A 14,443-nucleotide genomic window follows, 5' to 3' on the forward strand; every position below is an offset into this window, starting at 1 on the left:
GGCACGTGCCGGGTGCTGGACACAACGTCGGTCGCGTGCGCGCGACGCTTGCGGGAGTGCGTAGAGGGTCACGCCCACGATGGCACGGAGCTGCTTCGGGCTCGCCCCGGCTCTGCCCGTTACCGGCAGGGACTGGTTCACGGCTGCCGTGTGTACGGCGAAGGCCTCGGCGTCCCGGTCGGAGAGTCGGCCGGGTCTTCAGCGCGGCGTGCAGGCGCTGGTGTCGGAAGCCGAGCGTGCCTGAGTTCGCCTCCGCTCACGGGGCGCCGGGGCCCTTGACGCACAGTGCGTGGTCGATCAGGGCGCTGGCGGCGTTCTCCTGCTCCATGATGTGCTCCAGGCTGTCGCCGCGTGCCTCGGACATGGAGACCACGGCGCTTCGCCCGCCGTCGTCGGAGACGCCGTTGAGCGTGATGTAGCCGCCGTCCCCGCCCTCGTGGCTCCAGTAGGTTCCTCCGCAGTTCAAGGGGCGTTCGACCAGGCCGAGCCCGTATCGGCCCTCGGGCCACATCTGTTGGGCCTGCCCACTCACCGGGACGGTCTGCTTCATCTTGGCCAGCTGCCGTGCCGGTAGCACACGGCCCGCGAGCAGCGCGCGGAAGAAGTGGTTCTCGTCCTGGGTGGTCGTGACCCACGAAAGGCTCTCGTGGTCCACCGGTATCTGGTCGGTCACGTCCACCCGGGAACCGGGGCCGAAGAGCTGGTAGGCCTTGGCGTGCGGGCTGGGCAGGGTGGGGGAGGTGCCCATCCACCGGGTCCCGTCGAGGCCGAGCGGGCGCAGGATGCGGTCCTCGATCTCCAGGTGGGCGGCGTGACCGGTGGCCTTCTGAATGATCAGCCCGAGCAGGACGTAGCCGGTGTTGGAGTACTCCCATCCCTTGCCGGGCAAGAAGCCTGCCGGTGCCCGGGCCATGACCCGGGCAACCAACTGTTCGGGGCTGTGGACTGCATGGCGCTGCTGGTAGTACTTCTGCGGCGTGGTGTATCCGGGCAGGTTGTCGCGGATTCCACCGGTGTGCTGGAGCAGGTGGCGGATGGAGATCCGGCTGCCGTCGTTGCCGTTACCCTGCACCACTCCCGGCAGCCAGTGGTCGACCGTGTCGTCCAGGGACAGCTCGCCCTCGCCCTCCAGTTGGAGGATCACGGTGGCGACCAGTGTCTTGGACGTGCTGGCCATGCGGAAGTAGCCGTCGGGCCGGACCGGGCGGCCGGTGTTCAGGTCGGCAGTGCCGCTGGTGGCGACCGACTGCCGACCGTCGGGCGCGATCACGCGGGCCTGCACACCGCTGATGCCGAGAGCGTGGATCGCCTCGGTGTCCCGGCGTAACTGCTTCATTGAGGGGTGACCGGCTGGCTGGTCGGCGGCGGGGGCCACCTCGGCGGCGAGCAGCATAGCGATACCGAGTGCCATGGCAAGGTGTTTTCGCAGCGTCGAAGTCATGACTGGACGCTAGTTTCGCCGCCAACGGGGCGCGATCCGGCACACCCCAGAACCGGAAGGGGGCTATCCCCCCATCGCGGGCCGTCACCGGTCCGGCGTCGACCTGCCCGGGCGCTCGCTGTGACGGTTCCCGACCGGCGCTCTGGCCGCCTCCTGACGCCTGTCAGTCCTCCGGCACCTGGGTCATGCCCCCAGATCCTCCGCCACGGGCAAGCACTCGGCGAGCAGGTCGACGACGTCGCGCCAGGCGCGCCGGGCGTGCCGTGGGTGGTAGCCGACGCCGGGGACCGTGGGATGGTCGACCGGCGGGTGGTGGAAGGCGTGCAGGGCGCCGCCGTAGAGCGTGAGGCGCCAGTCGACGCCCGCGGCCTGCATCTCAGCGGTGAACGCTTTCCGTTGCGCGGGCGGCATGATCGGGTCTTCCGACCCGACCCCGGCCCACACCGGGCAGCGGATCCGTGCCGCCTCGCCCGGTCGGCCCGTGGTGGTTGCGTTGACTGTCCCGATCGCGCGCAGGCTGACGCCATCACGCCCTAGTTCCAGCCCGACGGCGCCCCCGGTGCCGTAGCCGACGGCGGCGATACGGTCGGGGTCGGTCCGCGGTTCGGAGCGCAGCACGTCGAGCGCCGCATGGCCGATGCCCCGCATCCGGTCGGGATCAGCGAGCAGTGGCAGGCAACGGGCCAGCATCTCCTCGGGGTCACCCAGATAGCGCCCGCCGTGAAGGTCGAAGGCCAGCGCTACGTATCCCAGCTCGGCGAGAGCATCGGCCCGGCGGCGCTCGACGTCGCTGAGCCCCATGCCCTCCGGCCCGAGCAGCACCGCGGGGCGGCGGTCGACACCGGCCGGGAGCGCGAGGTGCCCGATCATCGTCAAACCGTCGGCCGGGTACTCGACCGTGCGCGTCGTAATCGGCGTCATGAGACTGGACTGTAGTGATCGTCGAGCCCGGTCCGGCCGTTGTTCTGCCGCCGGCAGAACAACGAGGGTGTCCCTGGACAAGAGGTCGGTGAGATTGGGCTCGTCGCCGGACAGCGGGCCGAAACGGCGCCAGCACTCCACCCGGTACGCGGTCCGGGCCACGACCCCCGTCCAGGACCGCTTCGGCGTCCTCGCCTTGATCTCCTGCCCCAGCCGCTTCGCCGAGGGCCACTGACCGTCAGCCCGGAACGCCTTCAGCGACGCAACGCCCGTCACCGGACCGATCAAACGGCCGGGAGGCCCCGATCGAGACCCTCGAATTCGTTCTGGAGCACCGGGTGGATGCCGTCGAGCCTCAGACCCCCGCGGCCTCGCCGGCCGACCGTGGCGCTCCGAACTCGGCGGAGGCAAGGACAGAGTCCAGCCGGGCTCGCGTGGCGGCAAGGTCCCGCATGTGCTCGTCGAGGCGGTCCCGCTCCGCACGAAGCCGGGCGATCATCTCCGGGCCGGCGATACCGGTGTGCACGCACGGCAGGAACTCAACGATCGTCCGGCTGCTCAGCCCGGCAGCGTAGAGGAGCTGGATCCACCGCACCCGCTCCACCGTGTCCGGGGCGTAGAGACGCTGCCCGCCTGCGCTGCGGCTCGACACGATGAGCTGCTGCTGCTCGTAGTAGCGCAGCGCCCGCGTGCTCACTCCCGCAGCCGATGCCACCTCGCCGATACGCATCCCGTCGCTCCTCTGCTCCACATGCCGCTGGGTCCCCGTGTGCTGCCGTGCCGTCCCGGGGTTCGTCGCCCGACTTGCCTTTGACGTTAACGTCAACTTTTACACTCCGACACAGCCGGCCACCAACACCGGCGGAACCGACCACGACGGAGTAGGACCTCATGAGCACTGACGACACCACACCCGACGGCCTCATCCCCGCCGCCGTCCTCGCCTCGGACACGCCGGTCGCGGTATACGGATACGCCCGGGCCAAGGCAGGCGGGGAGGGTCGGATGCTGGGCGAGATCCAGGCGATCATCGGCCTCACCCGCAAGGAGGACGGATGCGAGCAGTACGTGGTGCACACCACGCCGGACCAGCCGGGCGCCTTCGCCTTCTACGAGCGCTGGTCCTCCGGCGCTCACCTGCTGGCGCACGTTTCGCAGCCGTTCATGCAGACGTACTTCGCCGCCATCGCGGACCTGGTCGAGGGGGAACTGGAGGCCCACTGGCTGCACCCCCTCTCCTGACCCACGACACACGGCCGGTCCCGCGCCCCGCGGTGCCAGCCGCATCCTGCATTCACCGTCCACGATGGACGCGCTGGTCCCGGCGCCGGGGCTGCCCAGACAATGCACCGGTCCTGCTCCCCACGCACGCGGGGATGGCCCCAGGCTTCGGTGGGTTCGCCTGGACCGCGACGACTGCTCCCCACGCACGCGGGGATGGTCCCGATGGATCGGGCCGAGGCCCCGGAATTCGGTGGGCGAGCGGAAAACGAGGTAGTCATCGTCGGGCGCCGCGCGAGCGACGCCCGACGATGACCGGCCTGCACAGACGTGGGCCCGGCCTCCTCAGCGGAGCCGGGCCCGGGGCCTTCTGGTGGGTTGGATTCAGTTCACGGTGAAGAAGTAGTCGTAGGGTGCCAGCTGAACGCCCGAGCGGGTCGTCGCGTAGACAGTGAGGTCATGCCAGCCATCCGTTACCGGGGTCCAGTCGATGCTCGCGGTGTGGTCGGTGCCCGCAGGGACCGACACCTCCGGGTCACCGTTGTTGAAGCTGTACGTGAAGCTCACGACATCCTTCACCCTGGATGTGAACGTGAAGGTGCCCGGAACGCCGATGCCACCACCCGAACCGTTCTCCGGGTAGGTGACCGAGGAGACACCGGGGGTGGTGTCGAAACTGGTACCCCACCACGCTGTGTCGCTCACCCATCCGTTGCCACTCCTGCTGCTCACCTGGAGGTGCTCGCCGTAGAGGCCATCCAGCGCGAGCTCCACCGTTGCGGTGCCGTCCGGTCGTGCCGTGACGTCGAAGGTCCTGTCCTCCTGACCTCCGACGGTCTTGACGGAGTAGCTCACGACCGGGCTCTTCGCCTGCAGCTCGGGGTCGGGGCTCAACGTGAACTCGGTCGGCTGACCGAACTCGGGTTCCGGGACCGCCGGTGAGATGGTGGGCGCCGTGGACTTGACTCGGAAGTCGTACCTGGCGATTTCCGACCCGTTGTAGGCGCGGTCCAGGCTGCGCACCCAAAGCGTCATCGGACCGGAGCCGGTCGGCGGGACCAGACTGAGCGTGGTCGAGCCACCGAGCGTGTTGGCGCGCTTGAAGTACGTTGTATCGGCGTACGGGTCGACGGGCTGCGGAATGCCGTAGTCACCGATACTCGTACCGATGACCGGCAGGGTCTGCTGCCAGGAGAACTCGAAGCCTTCGACATCGTCGACGCCGCTCGCGCTGAGCGTGAACTCGACCGGCTCGCCGCCTTCGTTCCATGTCTCGGGTGCGTAGTTCGACGAGGCGATGGAGGGGGCATTCGCCGGCCTGCTGTTGTCGACGGTGACGTAGCAGGGTGCTGACCAGTCCGAGACCGCGTTCCCGGCCACCGTCTGCGCCTGCCACGCGTAGCTCTGGCCGTCGGTGAGCGCGCTTGCCGGAAGTGTGGCCGGAGCCTCGAATCCGGGGGTGGCGTAGTCGCGGGTGACCGTGGTGATCTTCGAGGGATCGGCTACCGGCCAGACCTGGTACCGCACGCTGACGCGGGCGCCTCCCGTGGTCTCCGGGACTCCGGGGATGCCTTCCACCAGCAGACCTTCGCGGGCCCACCGGTACGAAGGCTGCTCTGCGTCCGTCGCGCAGTGCCTGTACCCGTTGAACAGTTGAGTCGGTGGGGTGAGCGTCCCGTCGACCGCGTTCGCCGGGGTTGCTGCGCCGGCCAGTGCCATGGCAACAGCTCCCAGAGAGGCGAGAACTGCACGCGGTCTCGCGCCGAAGGACATGGTCAAGTGATTCCTCCCGTTGATCGCACGCAGGGTGCCCCGATGGGCACGTATGTGCGAGCGGCGAGCGCATCGTATCTGTGTGTCATTGCTTGGCGCGCAGGATTTGATCAGTCGAGCGATGGTGGCCCTGCCCGGAGAACCGGGACGTTCTCGAGCGGCACTGCGGACCATCCCGCACGCGTGGGAGGTGACTTCACCGCGACCGGACTGTCGGCGGGAGCCCGGACAGCGCCTGCATGCACCGGCAACTCCCATTCTCCGCGCCGGGCGCGCGGGCCGTCGTGGCACCTCGTTCGTCACATCCGGGTGCCGGGTCGTACGGCGCGTTGACCGGTGACGCCGCCCTCGGTGGGAGCTCTCCTTCAGAAGCCGGGAAAGTCGCCGCCGCGACCAAGCCCACCCGCCAGCCCTTCGTGCACATCGGCGAAGTTCCGTCTGCCCGGGTGTGAGTAGTCGAGGTGCAAGAAATCCCGGTGAGATTGATCTTGGGCGAGTAGCACACCGTTCGTGGCCTCGCTGAGGTTCACGGAAAGATCGTCGCGCGGGTACCGGCGCTGGCTACGGGCCGCCTCGTGTCAGTGGAGTTTCTGACTGATGAGCAGGCCGAGGCGTACGGGGCGTTCAGCGAGGTGCCCACGCGCCCGCTGATGAACCGGCAGCTGACCGTGCAGGAGTCCCGCCACCGTCTGGCCCGCGCGATCTGCCACGGCGGCCGGGGCCAGATCCGCCAGGCGTACGGCGAGGGCCAGGAGGACCAGCTCGCCGCCCTCGGCCTGGTCCTCAACGCCGTCGTCCTGTGGAACACCCGCTACCTTGACGCCGCCGTCGCCCAGCTCCGCGCCGAGGGCCACGACATCGAGGACGAGGACGTCGCCCGCCTCTCCCCGCTCAAGGACCGGCACATCAAGCTCCTGGGCCGCTACCTGTTCGACATCACAGCCAGCGGCCCCGGCCAGGGCCTGCGCCCTCTCCGGGACCCGGACGCCGTCGAGGACGACGAGGGCAACGGCTGAATCGGCGCGCGACGTCCGGTGGAGACGTAGCGCCTCCCAGCCCGAGCTGTCAGAACGGTGGTTCGGTGGAGTAGGCGCCGTCCCAGGCGGGTGTGGTCGGTTTGCGTATCGGCTGCTGGAGGAGTCGTACAGCGTCTTGGATGCGGCCGAGGTCGATAAGGCGCTCGGCACGAAGAGAGCTGTTGACTGCCGGGTGCTGTGCGAGGACTGCGTCGGCTTCTTCGGTGCGGCCGGCTTTGTCAAGCATGTCGGACAAGGCCCAGGCCGCATACCGGGTGTCGCCCTCGGGGTGCGCCCGCGTCAGCTCGATCGCTTCGTCGAGCAGGCCGCAGTCGGCCATGAGCGGAAGCCGCATCTGGAAGAGGTCCCAGTCCTCCTTGCCATCGCGTCGCGCCTTGATGGCATCGAGGTGGGCCAAGCCCTCTCGAGACCGGCCGTGGTCGGCGTACAGGGTGCAAAGAGTGTGGACGAGCCAGTCCTCCGCGTCGTGTTCGGTATGCGCGCGCAGCACCTCGATCGCCTCGTTGCCCCGTCCGTGCCGGACCAGGAGCTCGGACAGAGGTACAGCCACATGCCACATGCCGGACGGCGTGGCACCGAACGTGCGGTAGGCGGCGATCGCGCCTTCCACGTCGTCGCGTTCCTCCAGCACTTCGGCAAGGCGCTGCACGGCGTGTCCGTGGTAATCGGACGCCGCGTACGCACGCAGTTCCGTGATCCGGTCGTGTCTGGCCAGCAGGTCGGCCAGCTGGTCATGGCCGTTGACGGAGGTGACCTCGCGGGTATGCAGCAGAGTGATCGCCTCCTCGATCCGGCCCTGGCGTTCCCTGATCGTGGCGAGCAGGTCGACTGCGTTGGACGGTTCCATCCGGCGGTTGTCGCAGTCCGGGTCGTTGCAGGCAGGGACCGCTGCTTCCATCCGGCCCTCCAACAGAACCGCCGCTTCCTCGTCCATGCCCGCCGTCTCGGCGACGTCGACCAGGCAATCGGCGAGGAACCAGTCCTGGATCCCGGCGCGCAGCAGCATGAACGCCTCGCCGCTGTGGCCGTGGCGGGCCAGCAGGCGTGCGAAGAAGACCAGCGCCAGTCGGTCACCGGCCTCCGCGTACGGACGGGACAGCGCGATCGCCTCCTCCGCCCGGCCCCAGCCCTCCAGCAACTCCGCCCGGGCTTGGGCCGCCGGCCACCAGTTCGTGGCGACGTACGGAGAGAGCACCTCCAACGCCTGCTCTCGCTGGCCCCGATTCCCGAGCAGCCGGGCCCACCCCAGCGCGCAGAACCACTCCCCGCGGCCGGCCTGGAACTCCACTTCCCGCTCATGACCGAGTTCGAGAAGCCGCGCCACCAGGGGCGGAGGAATGCAGGCCGTCAGAGTTCGGGCCCGGTAGTCAAGATCATCAGCGTCCACGACAGCGCACTTTAGCCCTCACCACCGACACAGCCCGCACGTCGGGGTCATCGCATGTGAGGGCAGGCGTCAATAAACGATCGTTTTCTGAAGATCGCCCAGAAGGGCCCCCAGGCCCAGAAGGTCCCCAGACCCCGAAGGGCCTTCAGGAACCCCTTCAAAAACCTGGGGGTTCAACAACCTCGGACCACCGTTTCCTGACATGATCCGGGGCCATGACCGCCCTCGAACCGGCCGACGGACCGGACCTCCTCGTCGCCGAGCCGCTCGTCCGCACCGAAATCAAGATCGGATACGCCCGGGTCTCCACCGGCGGGCAGAAGCTCGAACGGCAGGTCGACGCCCTCGCCGCCGCCGGATGCCGGAAGATCTTCGCGGATGAGAAGTCCGGCAAGAACGCCTTCCGCCCTGAACTGAAGGCGTGCCACGCCTTCCTCGACGCCGACGACACCCTCGTGGTCCCCTCGCTCGACCGCTACGGTCGCAGCCTCCAGGACCTCTTCAACATGGTCGCCGAGCTACGCGACCGAGGGATCGGCTTCACCTCGCTGCACGAGAACCTGGACACCACTACCCCCGGCGGCCGGCTCATCTTCCACGTCTTCGCCGGCCTTGCGGAGTTCGTCCGCGAGCTCATCGTCATCGGCACCAACGAGGGCCTGGCCGCCGCCCGCGGGCGGGTCGGCGGGCGCCCCACCGTCGCTACCGAGGAAGTCATCAAGGCCGCCCGCGACCTGCTGCCCGACCCTGGCCGCTCCATCACCTCGATCGCCAAACTTCTTGGCGTCTCCCCGGGCACCCTCTACAACCACATCCCCGACCTGCGCGAACTGCGCGCAGGCACCGTCCCCCGCCAGTTCGAAGCCCGTGCGAGGTAGGCGGACCACCCCAGCAAGATCGTTCTCGCCGGGATTTCCTGTACCTCAACTACTCACACCCGTGCTCCCCGCGCACGCGGGGATGACCCCGGCTCCGCCGAAGCCTGCACGTTCACCTGGGAGGTGTCAGTGGCGGGAGCTGTCGGTCCTGGACTTTCGCAGGCCGTAGAGGGCTGCCCCGAGGATGAGGACTGCGGTGCCGGAGATGACGGTATTCAGGGGCAGGGCGACGGCCAGAGCTGTACAGCCGGCGAGGCCGATGACGGGGACGAGGCGGTTGGGTCGGCCCTCCTGTGGGGTGAGGGTCCAGGCGGAGGCGTTGGTGATGGCGTAGTAGGCCAGGACGCCGAAGGAGGAGAATCCGATCGCGCCGCGTACGTCGGTGGTTGCGGCCAGCAGGGCGACGACGGTGCCGACGGTCAGTTCGGCGCGGTGCGGGACACCGAAGCGGGGATGGACGGCTGCCAAGGCATGCGGCAGGTGCTGGTCACGGGCTATGGCCAGGGTGGTGCGGGAGACTCCGAGGATCAGTGCGAGCAGGGAGCCGAGAGCAGCAGCGGCTCCACCCACGCGGACGATGGGCACGAGCCAGTCGGCGCCTGCGGCCCGCACGGCGTCCGACAGTGGGGCGGTGGCGTCCGCCAGTCCGCCCGGTCCCAACACTGTCAGCCCGGCGATGGCGACGAGACCGTAGACGGCGAGGGCGATGCCGAGCGCGATCGGGATCGCGCGGGGGATGGTGCGGGCGGGGTCGCGGACCTCCTCGCCGAGGGTGGCGATGCGGGCGTATCCGGCGAATGCGAAGAACAGCAGGCCCGCAGCCTGAAGAATCCCGCCGACGGTGGCGTCCGGGCCGATGCCCACCCGCGCGGTGTCCGTGCCCGCGGAGGTCAGGGCGGTGACGGCCACGGTCGTGAGCACGGCCAGGACGACCGTGACGATGACACGGGTCAGGAGAGCGGACTTGTGTACACCGGCATAGTTCACCGCGGTCAGTACGACCACCGCGGCCACCGCCACCGCATGAGCCTGGTCCGGCCACAGATAGGCGCCGGCAGTGAGGGCCATGGCCGCGCAGGAGGCGGTTTTGCCGACGACGAACGCCCAGCCGGCCTGGTAGCCCCAGAAGTCGCCCAGGCGCTCGCGGCCGTAGACGTACGTGCCACCCGACTGCGGGTAGAGGGCTGCCAGCCGTGCCGAGGCGTCGCATTGCAGTAGGCCACCACCGCTGCCACGCCCAAGGCCAGAAGCAGTCCTGACCCGGCGGCGCCGGCGGCTGGGCCGAGCGCCGCGAAGATCCCGGCTCCGACCATCGAGCCCAGGCCGATCACCACCGCGTCGGACACACCCAGATGACGCTTCATCGCGCCTGCGCCTGTCGGGGCTCCCGTGTTCATCACACACTCTTTCTCGCATCGGTCGTCGACCCGGCGCACCGAAGCCGAGGAAGATGTCGGGCTGGGGTGTGCGCCGGAGCGGCGGTGCCGGTCTGTTGGTGAGTCCTCCAGGGCAGGGCGGCTCACCGGACGATGAGGTTTCGTGGCCGCCGCGAGACAGCGACGCCATCACCCCCGAGGCTGCCTGGGCGCAGCATGGGCCGCCGCCACCAGCGGCTTCGGCTCACGGCCGGATGTCAGGAGTTGCGTGGCGTGACCAGGCCGGATTCGTAGGCGAGCACGACGAGCTGAGCGCGGTCCATGAGTGCCGGTCGGCTCGGTGTCGCCGTAGCCGCGTTGGTGGGGCTGACCGGCACCGGCAACGGGCGAGGCGGGGCTTCGTGGCTCTGCTGGTGGGGGTGATCGGCATGGTCCTGGGAGGGCCGGCGCTGACCCGCTCCCGCCGCACCGGCTGACCGCAGCAAGACGGGGAGCCGTCGGATCTTCCTGCGATCCCGAAGTACTCAGAGCTGGTCGGTAGGGGAGTGCCTCGGCGGTGGTTTCGTCGTAGGCGGCAAGCGTGAGAAAGAGGTGAGGCTGCCGACGCCGAGGTACTCGGCGACAGAGGCGGCCGGCTCCTTGCTGGTGCGAGGGCGCAGGGCTACCGCAAGCATGGCAACTACGATGGCGATAGGCGGCCGTCGTTGTCGTCTGCCGCGAGAACGTCAGTCGTCCTGCTAAGAGAAGCGTCGGTGGCATTCGGCATCCGCCAGGCCCACCTTCCGTTCCTGCGAAGTGCTGCCGGCCTGTGAGGTCGCCGTGACGCGGGCGAACGGCACCGCCTACACGGCTTTCACGTAGGGCCCGAAGTCGCCTGCTACGTGGAAGCTGTGCGGCAGCACGCTTGGCTCAGGCCCCGGCGTTACGGCGCCGGTCGGGGGTGAGGAGGTAGGCGACCGCCATGTCGCCGAGTTCGTCGGCGTACGCGCGTCTGGCCGCTTCGCCGGTGACGGCGTCGGGGCGTACGGAGTTGTGGAAGCAGGCGCCGAGGACGGCGCGGGCCGCGGTGTCGAGTGCCTGTCGGGGATCGGAGCGGCGGATCCGGTCGGTGTAGGGGTGTGCCGCTTCGAGCAGGAGGCGGTGGAGTTCGGTGATGGTGCGGGCCCCGCGGTCCAGCGACCGGGTACCGCGGGTGCGCAGCAGTTCGGGGAAGAGGTTGCTGCTGTCGGCGAAGGACTGCAGCAGGGCGTGCGCGTAGGCGTCCATGACACCCGGCAGGGAGGGCTCGGCCGCGCGCAGCCGCTCGGCCACGTACTTCTCGCGGCGTTCCAGCATCCGCTCGGTCAACGCGCCGATCAGCTGTTCCTTGTCCTCGAAGCGGCGGTAGATCGTCCCGACGGCGACGCCGGCCCGCTTGGCGACCCCGGCGATCGTCATCTCCTCCAGGCCGGAATCGCAGGCGATCTCCTCGGCCGCCTGCAGTACGCGGGCCAGGGTCGCGGCGCTACGGGCCTGCTGGGGCTCCCGGTAGGCCGCCGGGCGGTCGGGCTCCTCTGTCATGTCCCGCATGGTATCCGCGGCGTTCTCATCAGGGCTTTTTGACAACTGAGGGACTCCTCGGCGTACTCTCATGATGCGAACGTGAATTCACATTCACATCCTATCGGAGGTTCGACCATGACCGACCAGCACAACTCCCCGCCCGTCACCGTGACGCTCGATGCCGGACCCGCCGGCGCCGGAAGCATCGACGACTTCGAGCTCTTCTACGCCCGCCGCGCCGTGGACCGCTTCCGGACGCTGCTGGGCCGCCAGGGCCTCCTCGACCTCTTGGCCGCGGACATCGAGCAGGGCAACGCCTTCCTGCGCGAGAGCGCCCGCACCTCCGACGGCGCCTTCAAGGGGGGCAGCACCGTGCTCGCGACGAGCGGCCTGACCTCGGGCGAGTTCCTGGCCTGGATGGACCAGGCCTTCGCCGGCGACGAGCGCGCGCTCCTCGCGGCGCATCCCGAGCACTACGTGATGGGCACCGACGAGACCGGCGCGCGCGTGGTGGAGAACATCGGCCCGTACGTCGCCGACTTCTACATGGGCGGCTGGGGCACCGACGCGCTGAACTGGGCCGAGGACGCGGCCGAGCTCCTCCCGGAGGCGGAGTTCCCGCGCAAGATGTCCTCGAATCTCTTCCTGGCCGACGGCACCGTCGTGGGGCGGGCCCTTATCCAGTTCGGTGACACCGCCGACGGCTTCACCGCGAACCTGACGGTCTACTTCCCCGTCACGTGCCCGGACGAGGTCCTTGAGCACCACCTGAGGCACTACGCCGTCGAGTTCCGCAACTGGATCGTCGCCGCCGCGGCCGCCCGCGGCTGAGACCTGCCGCCGGACGCCGGGACCCGCCCCGGCGTCCGGCACCGCGTAGCCGTTGCCGGGCCGTACGCCCTGCGTCGCGCGGCCCCCCACTTCAACCTCGGCCCGCGCCTGGACGTCCTCACCGAGCGGCAGATGAACTGGGTCCACCCCACCAACCACACCGAGCCGTGGCATCACCCGAGCGATGCGCACCACCGGCCGCTCCAGCGCGACGCCCTCGGCACCCAGGACACGGCCGTGCTGTTCCAGGCATCGTACGAGGGCTCCGGAGATCGCCGAGAGCGGGCGGATCGAGGTCACCTGGCGTACCCGTGCCCAACGGCGCGGACACCGCCTTCTTGTCCGCGTGGCTGACGCCGGAACAGGTCGCCTCCGGTGTCCTGTTCCTCGGGTACGCGATGACGATCGCGGCCTCGCAGGGGATGACCTGCGATATGAGCCTGCTGTACGGGCACGGCGCCGACGCGCTCGCGATGTACCCCGGGCTGACCCGGGGCAGGAAGGCGAATCATCTGTGGGTGCCGCGCGCGGTCATCGAGCGACGACACCTGGGCCCGGCTCGGTGACGCCCGGACGGAGAAGGAGCGCCTGGAGCGCGCCGTCGACGCCTTCGCCCGGTATCTCGGGCAGCCACGGCCGGACGCGATGGTCTCCGACCTGCTCCACGCACCGCCGGAACCGGCTGTCGTACCGTCGCCGACCCGCACTCAGGCCGTCGTCGCCGGAACCGCCCCCTCCCAGTCGGCCTCACGCCACGAGCAGCACCGGCAGGAAGCCCGACCTGCAGAGCGCGCGTACCGGCCGACAGGCGAGCAGGAGAACCTGACGGCCGATGTGGGGGAGGAGCGTGAGCTCGCCGGGATCCGCGCCTGGGACCACCGCCCGTACGACGACCGGACTGACGAGGAGCTGACGCGGCTGATCGCCACCGGCCCCGTCGAAGCCCTGCGCGAGGAGCGGGCGGGCGCCGCAGCCAAGGAGACCGAGCAGGCGCTGCTGGCGCAGATCGCGGTTGACAGGGCCCACGGGGAGAGCCGGGGCCGACGCGAGGTCGCGCCTGTGTACCCACTGCTCGACCGTGCCGACGGTCAGCTCGTCATCGCTCGTACCGAGCAGGCCCGCGAGACGGCAGCGGTCAAGATGGCGACCCAGGCCGACGAGCACCTGCGCGTACTGGCGGCTGCCAACGCCAGGGGCAGGTTCGCGCTGCGTCTTGCAGGCACCTCTCTCAAGGAGCACAAGCAACTCACCCTGCAGGCCACCGGGCAGCGCACCGCCGGGTGGAGGGAGGCGGCCGATGCCCGGGCCGCGGCCTCGCGAGCAGCCGAGACCGCATGGGAGATCGTACGCAGCAGTCCGTACGCCACCGTGCTCGGCACCACCGAGCACCAGGCCCCGGACGTCGACACCCTCGCGGCCCGCCTCACGGAGATGCGCCAGACCCGGGTTCCCGCCCGGATGCAGCAGATCGACACCGGCGACGAGAGACGTGTCTCCCACACTCACGGACAGGCGGTACGAGCCCGAGAGAACGCGGCCATGTACCGGGCCGTCGCCGGCGAGGCTCGGACCGAGGAAGCTCTGCGGGCCTGGATCGCTGAGCGCCATCCGGCGCTGCACGGGGCAGAGACACGGGCGCGTACAGAGGTCAGACAGGTGCAGGAGAAACCCAACCCCCGCATTGAGGCTCAGAGAACGCCCAGTCACCGGCCGCTGCCCCCGGGTCGGTCAGCACCCTCCTGGAGCCGATGAGCGGGAGTCTGAACCCCCTCCTGGTATCGCCCGAGTGCCCCACTCCAGCTCGGGCCGCACTTGACGCGGGTGCTGATCTGGTCCTTGAAACCTTGCAGCACCTTGTGGTGTGAGGGCTTCGAGGACTCATGCGATCCAGTTGCAGACGCCGCCGGTGCGCAGGGAGGGACACCGCTTGGAGACGAGGGAGAAGTCCTGGCTGCTCGCCGCCCGGTGGCGATCGTGTCGGATATTCTCGCTCCCTTGTACGACACGACGCCGTGGAGACGACTGTTCCCGGTGGT

12 protein-coding genes and 3 pseudogenes are annotated in these 14,443 nt (G+C 69.5%); 7 read left to right on the forward strand and 8 right to left on the reverse strand.

Translation table 11 applies throughout. The features are described 5' to 3' along the window. Window positions 1–36: 36 nt before the first annotated feature. The 3 genes and pseudogenes from P8A20_RS36910 to P8A20_RS36920 form a co-directional block, all read right to left on the reverse strand. Window positions 37–235, reverse strand: a pseudogene (locus P8A20_RS36910) (TetR/AcrR family transcriptional regulator); the annotation flags it as partial. Between the two features lie 21 nt (window positions 236–256). Next, complete coding sequence (locus P8A20_RS36915) at window positions 257–1,441, reverse strand: serine hydrolase domain-containing protein (protein ID WP_306105082.1); 1,185 nt, start codon at window positions 1,439–1,441, stop codon at window positions 257–259. A gap of 183 nt (window positions 1,442–1,624) precedes the next feature. Beyond that, window positions 1,625–2,362, reverse strand: coding sequence for a dienelactone hydrolase family protein (locus tag P8A20_RS36920; RefSeq protein ID WP_147961043.1), 738 nt, complete (start codon window positions 2,360–2,362; stop codon window positions 1,625–1,627). A gap of 94 nt (window positions 2,363–2,456) precedes the next feature. Between P8A20_RS36920 and P8A20_RS36925 the strand changes: the two genes are divergently transcribed. Continuing rightward, window positions 2,457–2,597, forward strand: a complete 141-nt coding sequence (locus P8A20_RS36925; RefSeq protein WP_306105083.1) for a hypothetical protein — start codon at window positions 2,457–2,459, stop codon at window positions 2,595–2,597. A gap of 120 nt (window positions 2,598–2,717) precedes the next feature. On the opposite strand, the gene P8A20_RS36930 is transcribed toward P8A20_RS36925, so the two are convergent. Beyond that, window positions 2,718–3,092: a MerR family transcriptional regulator gene (locus P8A20_RS36930; RefSeq protein ID WP_147961044.1), complete on the reverse strand. Its 375-nt coding sequence runs from the start codon at window positions 3,090–3,092 to the stop codon at window positions 2,718–2,720. 161 nt (window positions 3,093–3,253) lie between these two features. Here P8A20_RS36930 and P8A20_RS36935 point away from each other — a divergent pair, with 161 nt between their 5' ends. Then, on the forward strand, window positions 3,254–3,604 hold the full coding sequence (locus P8A20_RS36935; RefSeq protein ID WP_147961045.1) for a putative quinol monooxygenase: 351 nt from the start codon (window positions 3,254–3,256) through the stop codon (window positions 3,602–3,604). A 363-nt stretch (window positions 3,605–3,967) separates the two neighbouring features. Here P8A20_RS36935 and P8A20_RS36940 read toward each other — a convergent pair whose 3' ends face one another. Further along, a complete protein-coding gene (locus tag P8A20_RS36940) occupies window positions 3,968–5,302 on the reverse strand; it encodes a hypothetical protein (protein ID WP_261988790.1) in 1,335 nt (444 codons plus the stop codon). A gap of 695 nt (window positions 5,303–5,997) precedes the next feature. On the opposite strand from P8A20_RS36940, the pseudogene P8A20_RS36945 reads away from it, so the two are divergent. Next, window positions 5,998–6,372: pseudogene (locus P8A20_RS36945) on the forward strand (Tn3 family transposase); the annotation flags it as partial. Window positions 6,373–6,421: 49 nt separating this feature from the next. Here the strand turns inward: P8A20_RS36945 and P8A20_RS36950 are convergent. Then, window positions 6,422–7,780: a tetratricopeptide repeat protein gene (locus P8A20_RS36950; RefSeq protein ID WP_147961047.1), complete on the reverse strand. Its 1,359-nt coding sequence runs from the start codon at window positions 7,778–7,780 to the stop codon at window positions 6,422–6,424. A 215-nt stretch (window positions 7,781–7,995) separates the two neighbouring features. On the opposite strand from P8A20_RS36950, the gene P8A20_RS36955 reads away from it, so the two are divergent. Then, window positions 7,996–8,658 carry a recombinase family protein gene (locus tag P8A20_RS36955; protein WP_306105085.1) on the forward strand — a complete coding sequence of 221 codons (663 nt, stop codon included), beginning with the start codon at window positions 7,996–7,998 and terminating at the stop codon, window positions 8,656–8,658. A gap of 126 nt (window positions 8,659–8,784) precedes the next feature. Here P8A20_RS36955 and P8A20_RS36960 read toward each other — a convergent pair. Further along, window positions 8,785–10,055, reverse strand: a pseudogene (locus P8A20_RS36960) (APC family permease). A gap of 888 nt (window positions 10,056–10,943) precedes the next feature. Further along, the gene (locus P8A20_RS36965; RefSeq protein ID WP_306105086.1) at window positions 10,944–11,594 is read right to left on the reverse strand and encodes a TetR/AcrR family transcriptional regulator; all 651 of its coding nucleotides are present in this window, start codon (window positions 11,592–11,594) and stop codon (window positions 10,944–10,946) included. Between the two features lie 117 nt (window positions 11,595–11,711). Here P8A20_RS36965 and P8A20_RS36970 point away from each other — a divergent pair, with 117 nt between their 5' ends. From P8A20_RS36970 to P8A20_RS36980, 3 genes are all read left to right on the forward strand, one after another. After that, window positions 11,712–12,407 carry a hypothetical protein gene (locus P8A20_RS36970; RefSeq protein ID WP_306105087.1) on the forward strand — a complete coding sequence of 232 codons (696 nt, stop codon included), beginning with the start codon at window positions 11,712–11,714 and terminating at the stop codon, window positions 12,405–12,407. A gap of 311 nt (window positions 12,408–12,718) precedes the next feature. Continuing rightward, the gene (locus tag P8A20_RS36975; protein ID WP_306105088.1) at window positions 12,719–12,973 is read left to right on the forward strand and encodes a C-terminal helicase domain-containing protein; all 255 of its coding nucleotides are present in this window, start codon (window positions 12,719–12,721) and stop codon (window positions 12,971–12,973) included. Window positions 12,974–13,052: 79 nt separating this feature from the next. Continuing rightward, window positions 13,053–14,159 (forward strand): hypothetical protein, encoded by a 1,107-nt coding sequence (locus P8A20_RS36980; RefSeq protein ID WP_306105089.1) that lies wholly within the window; start codon window positions 13,053–13,055, stop codon window positions 14,157–14,159. Window positions 14,160–14,443 lie beyond the last annotated feature (284 nt).

Origin of the sequence: Streptomyces sp. Alt3 (assembly GCF_030719215.1) — a bacterium.
Taxonomy (GTDB): Bacteria; Actinomycetota; Actinomycetes; order Streptomycetales; family Streptomycetaceae; genus Streptomyces; species Streptomyces glycanivorans.

Excerpts from the sequence above, each read along its gene's own strand:
- P8A20_RS36915 (WP_306105082.1), bottom strand. The coding sequence starts at position 1,441 with ATGACTTCGACGCTGCGAAAACACCTTGCCATGGCACTCGGTATCGCT.
- P8A20_RS36955 (WP_306105085.1), top strand. The coding sequence starts at position 7,996 with ATGACCGCCCTCGAACCGGCCGACGGACCGGACCTCCTCGTCGCCGAG.
- P8A20_RS36935 (WP_147961045.1), top strand. The coding sequence starts at position 3,254 with ATGAGCACTGACGACACCACACCCGACGGCCTCATCCCCGCCGCCGTC.
- P8A20_RS36970 (WP_306105087.1), top strand. The coding sequence starts at position 11,712 with ATGACCGACCAGCACAACTCCCCGCCCGTCACCGTGACGCTCGATGCC.
- P8A20_RS36930 (WP_147961044.1), bottom strand. The coding sequence starts at position 3,092 with ATGCGTATCGGCGAGGTGGCATCGGCTGCGGGAGTGAGCACGCGGGCG.
- P8A20_RS36920 (WP_147961043.1), bottom strand. The coding sequence starts at position 2,362 with ATGACGCCGATTACGACGCGCACGGTCGAGTACCCGGCCGACGGTTTG.
- P8A20_RS36940 (WP_261988790.1), bottom strand. The coding sequence starts at position 5,302 with ATGGCACTGGCCGGCGCAGCAACCCCGGCGAACGCGGTCGACGGGACG.
- P8A20_RS36965 (WP_306105086.1), bottom strand. The coding sequence starts at position 11,594 with ATGACAGAGGAGCCCGACCGCCCGGCGGCCTACCGGGAGCCCCAGCAG.
- P8A20_RS36980 (WP_306105089.1), top strand. The coding sequence starts at position 13,053 with ATGGTCTCCGACCTGCTCCACGCACCGCCGGAACCGGCTGTCGTACCG.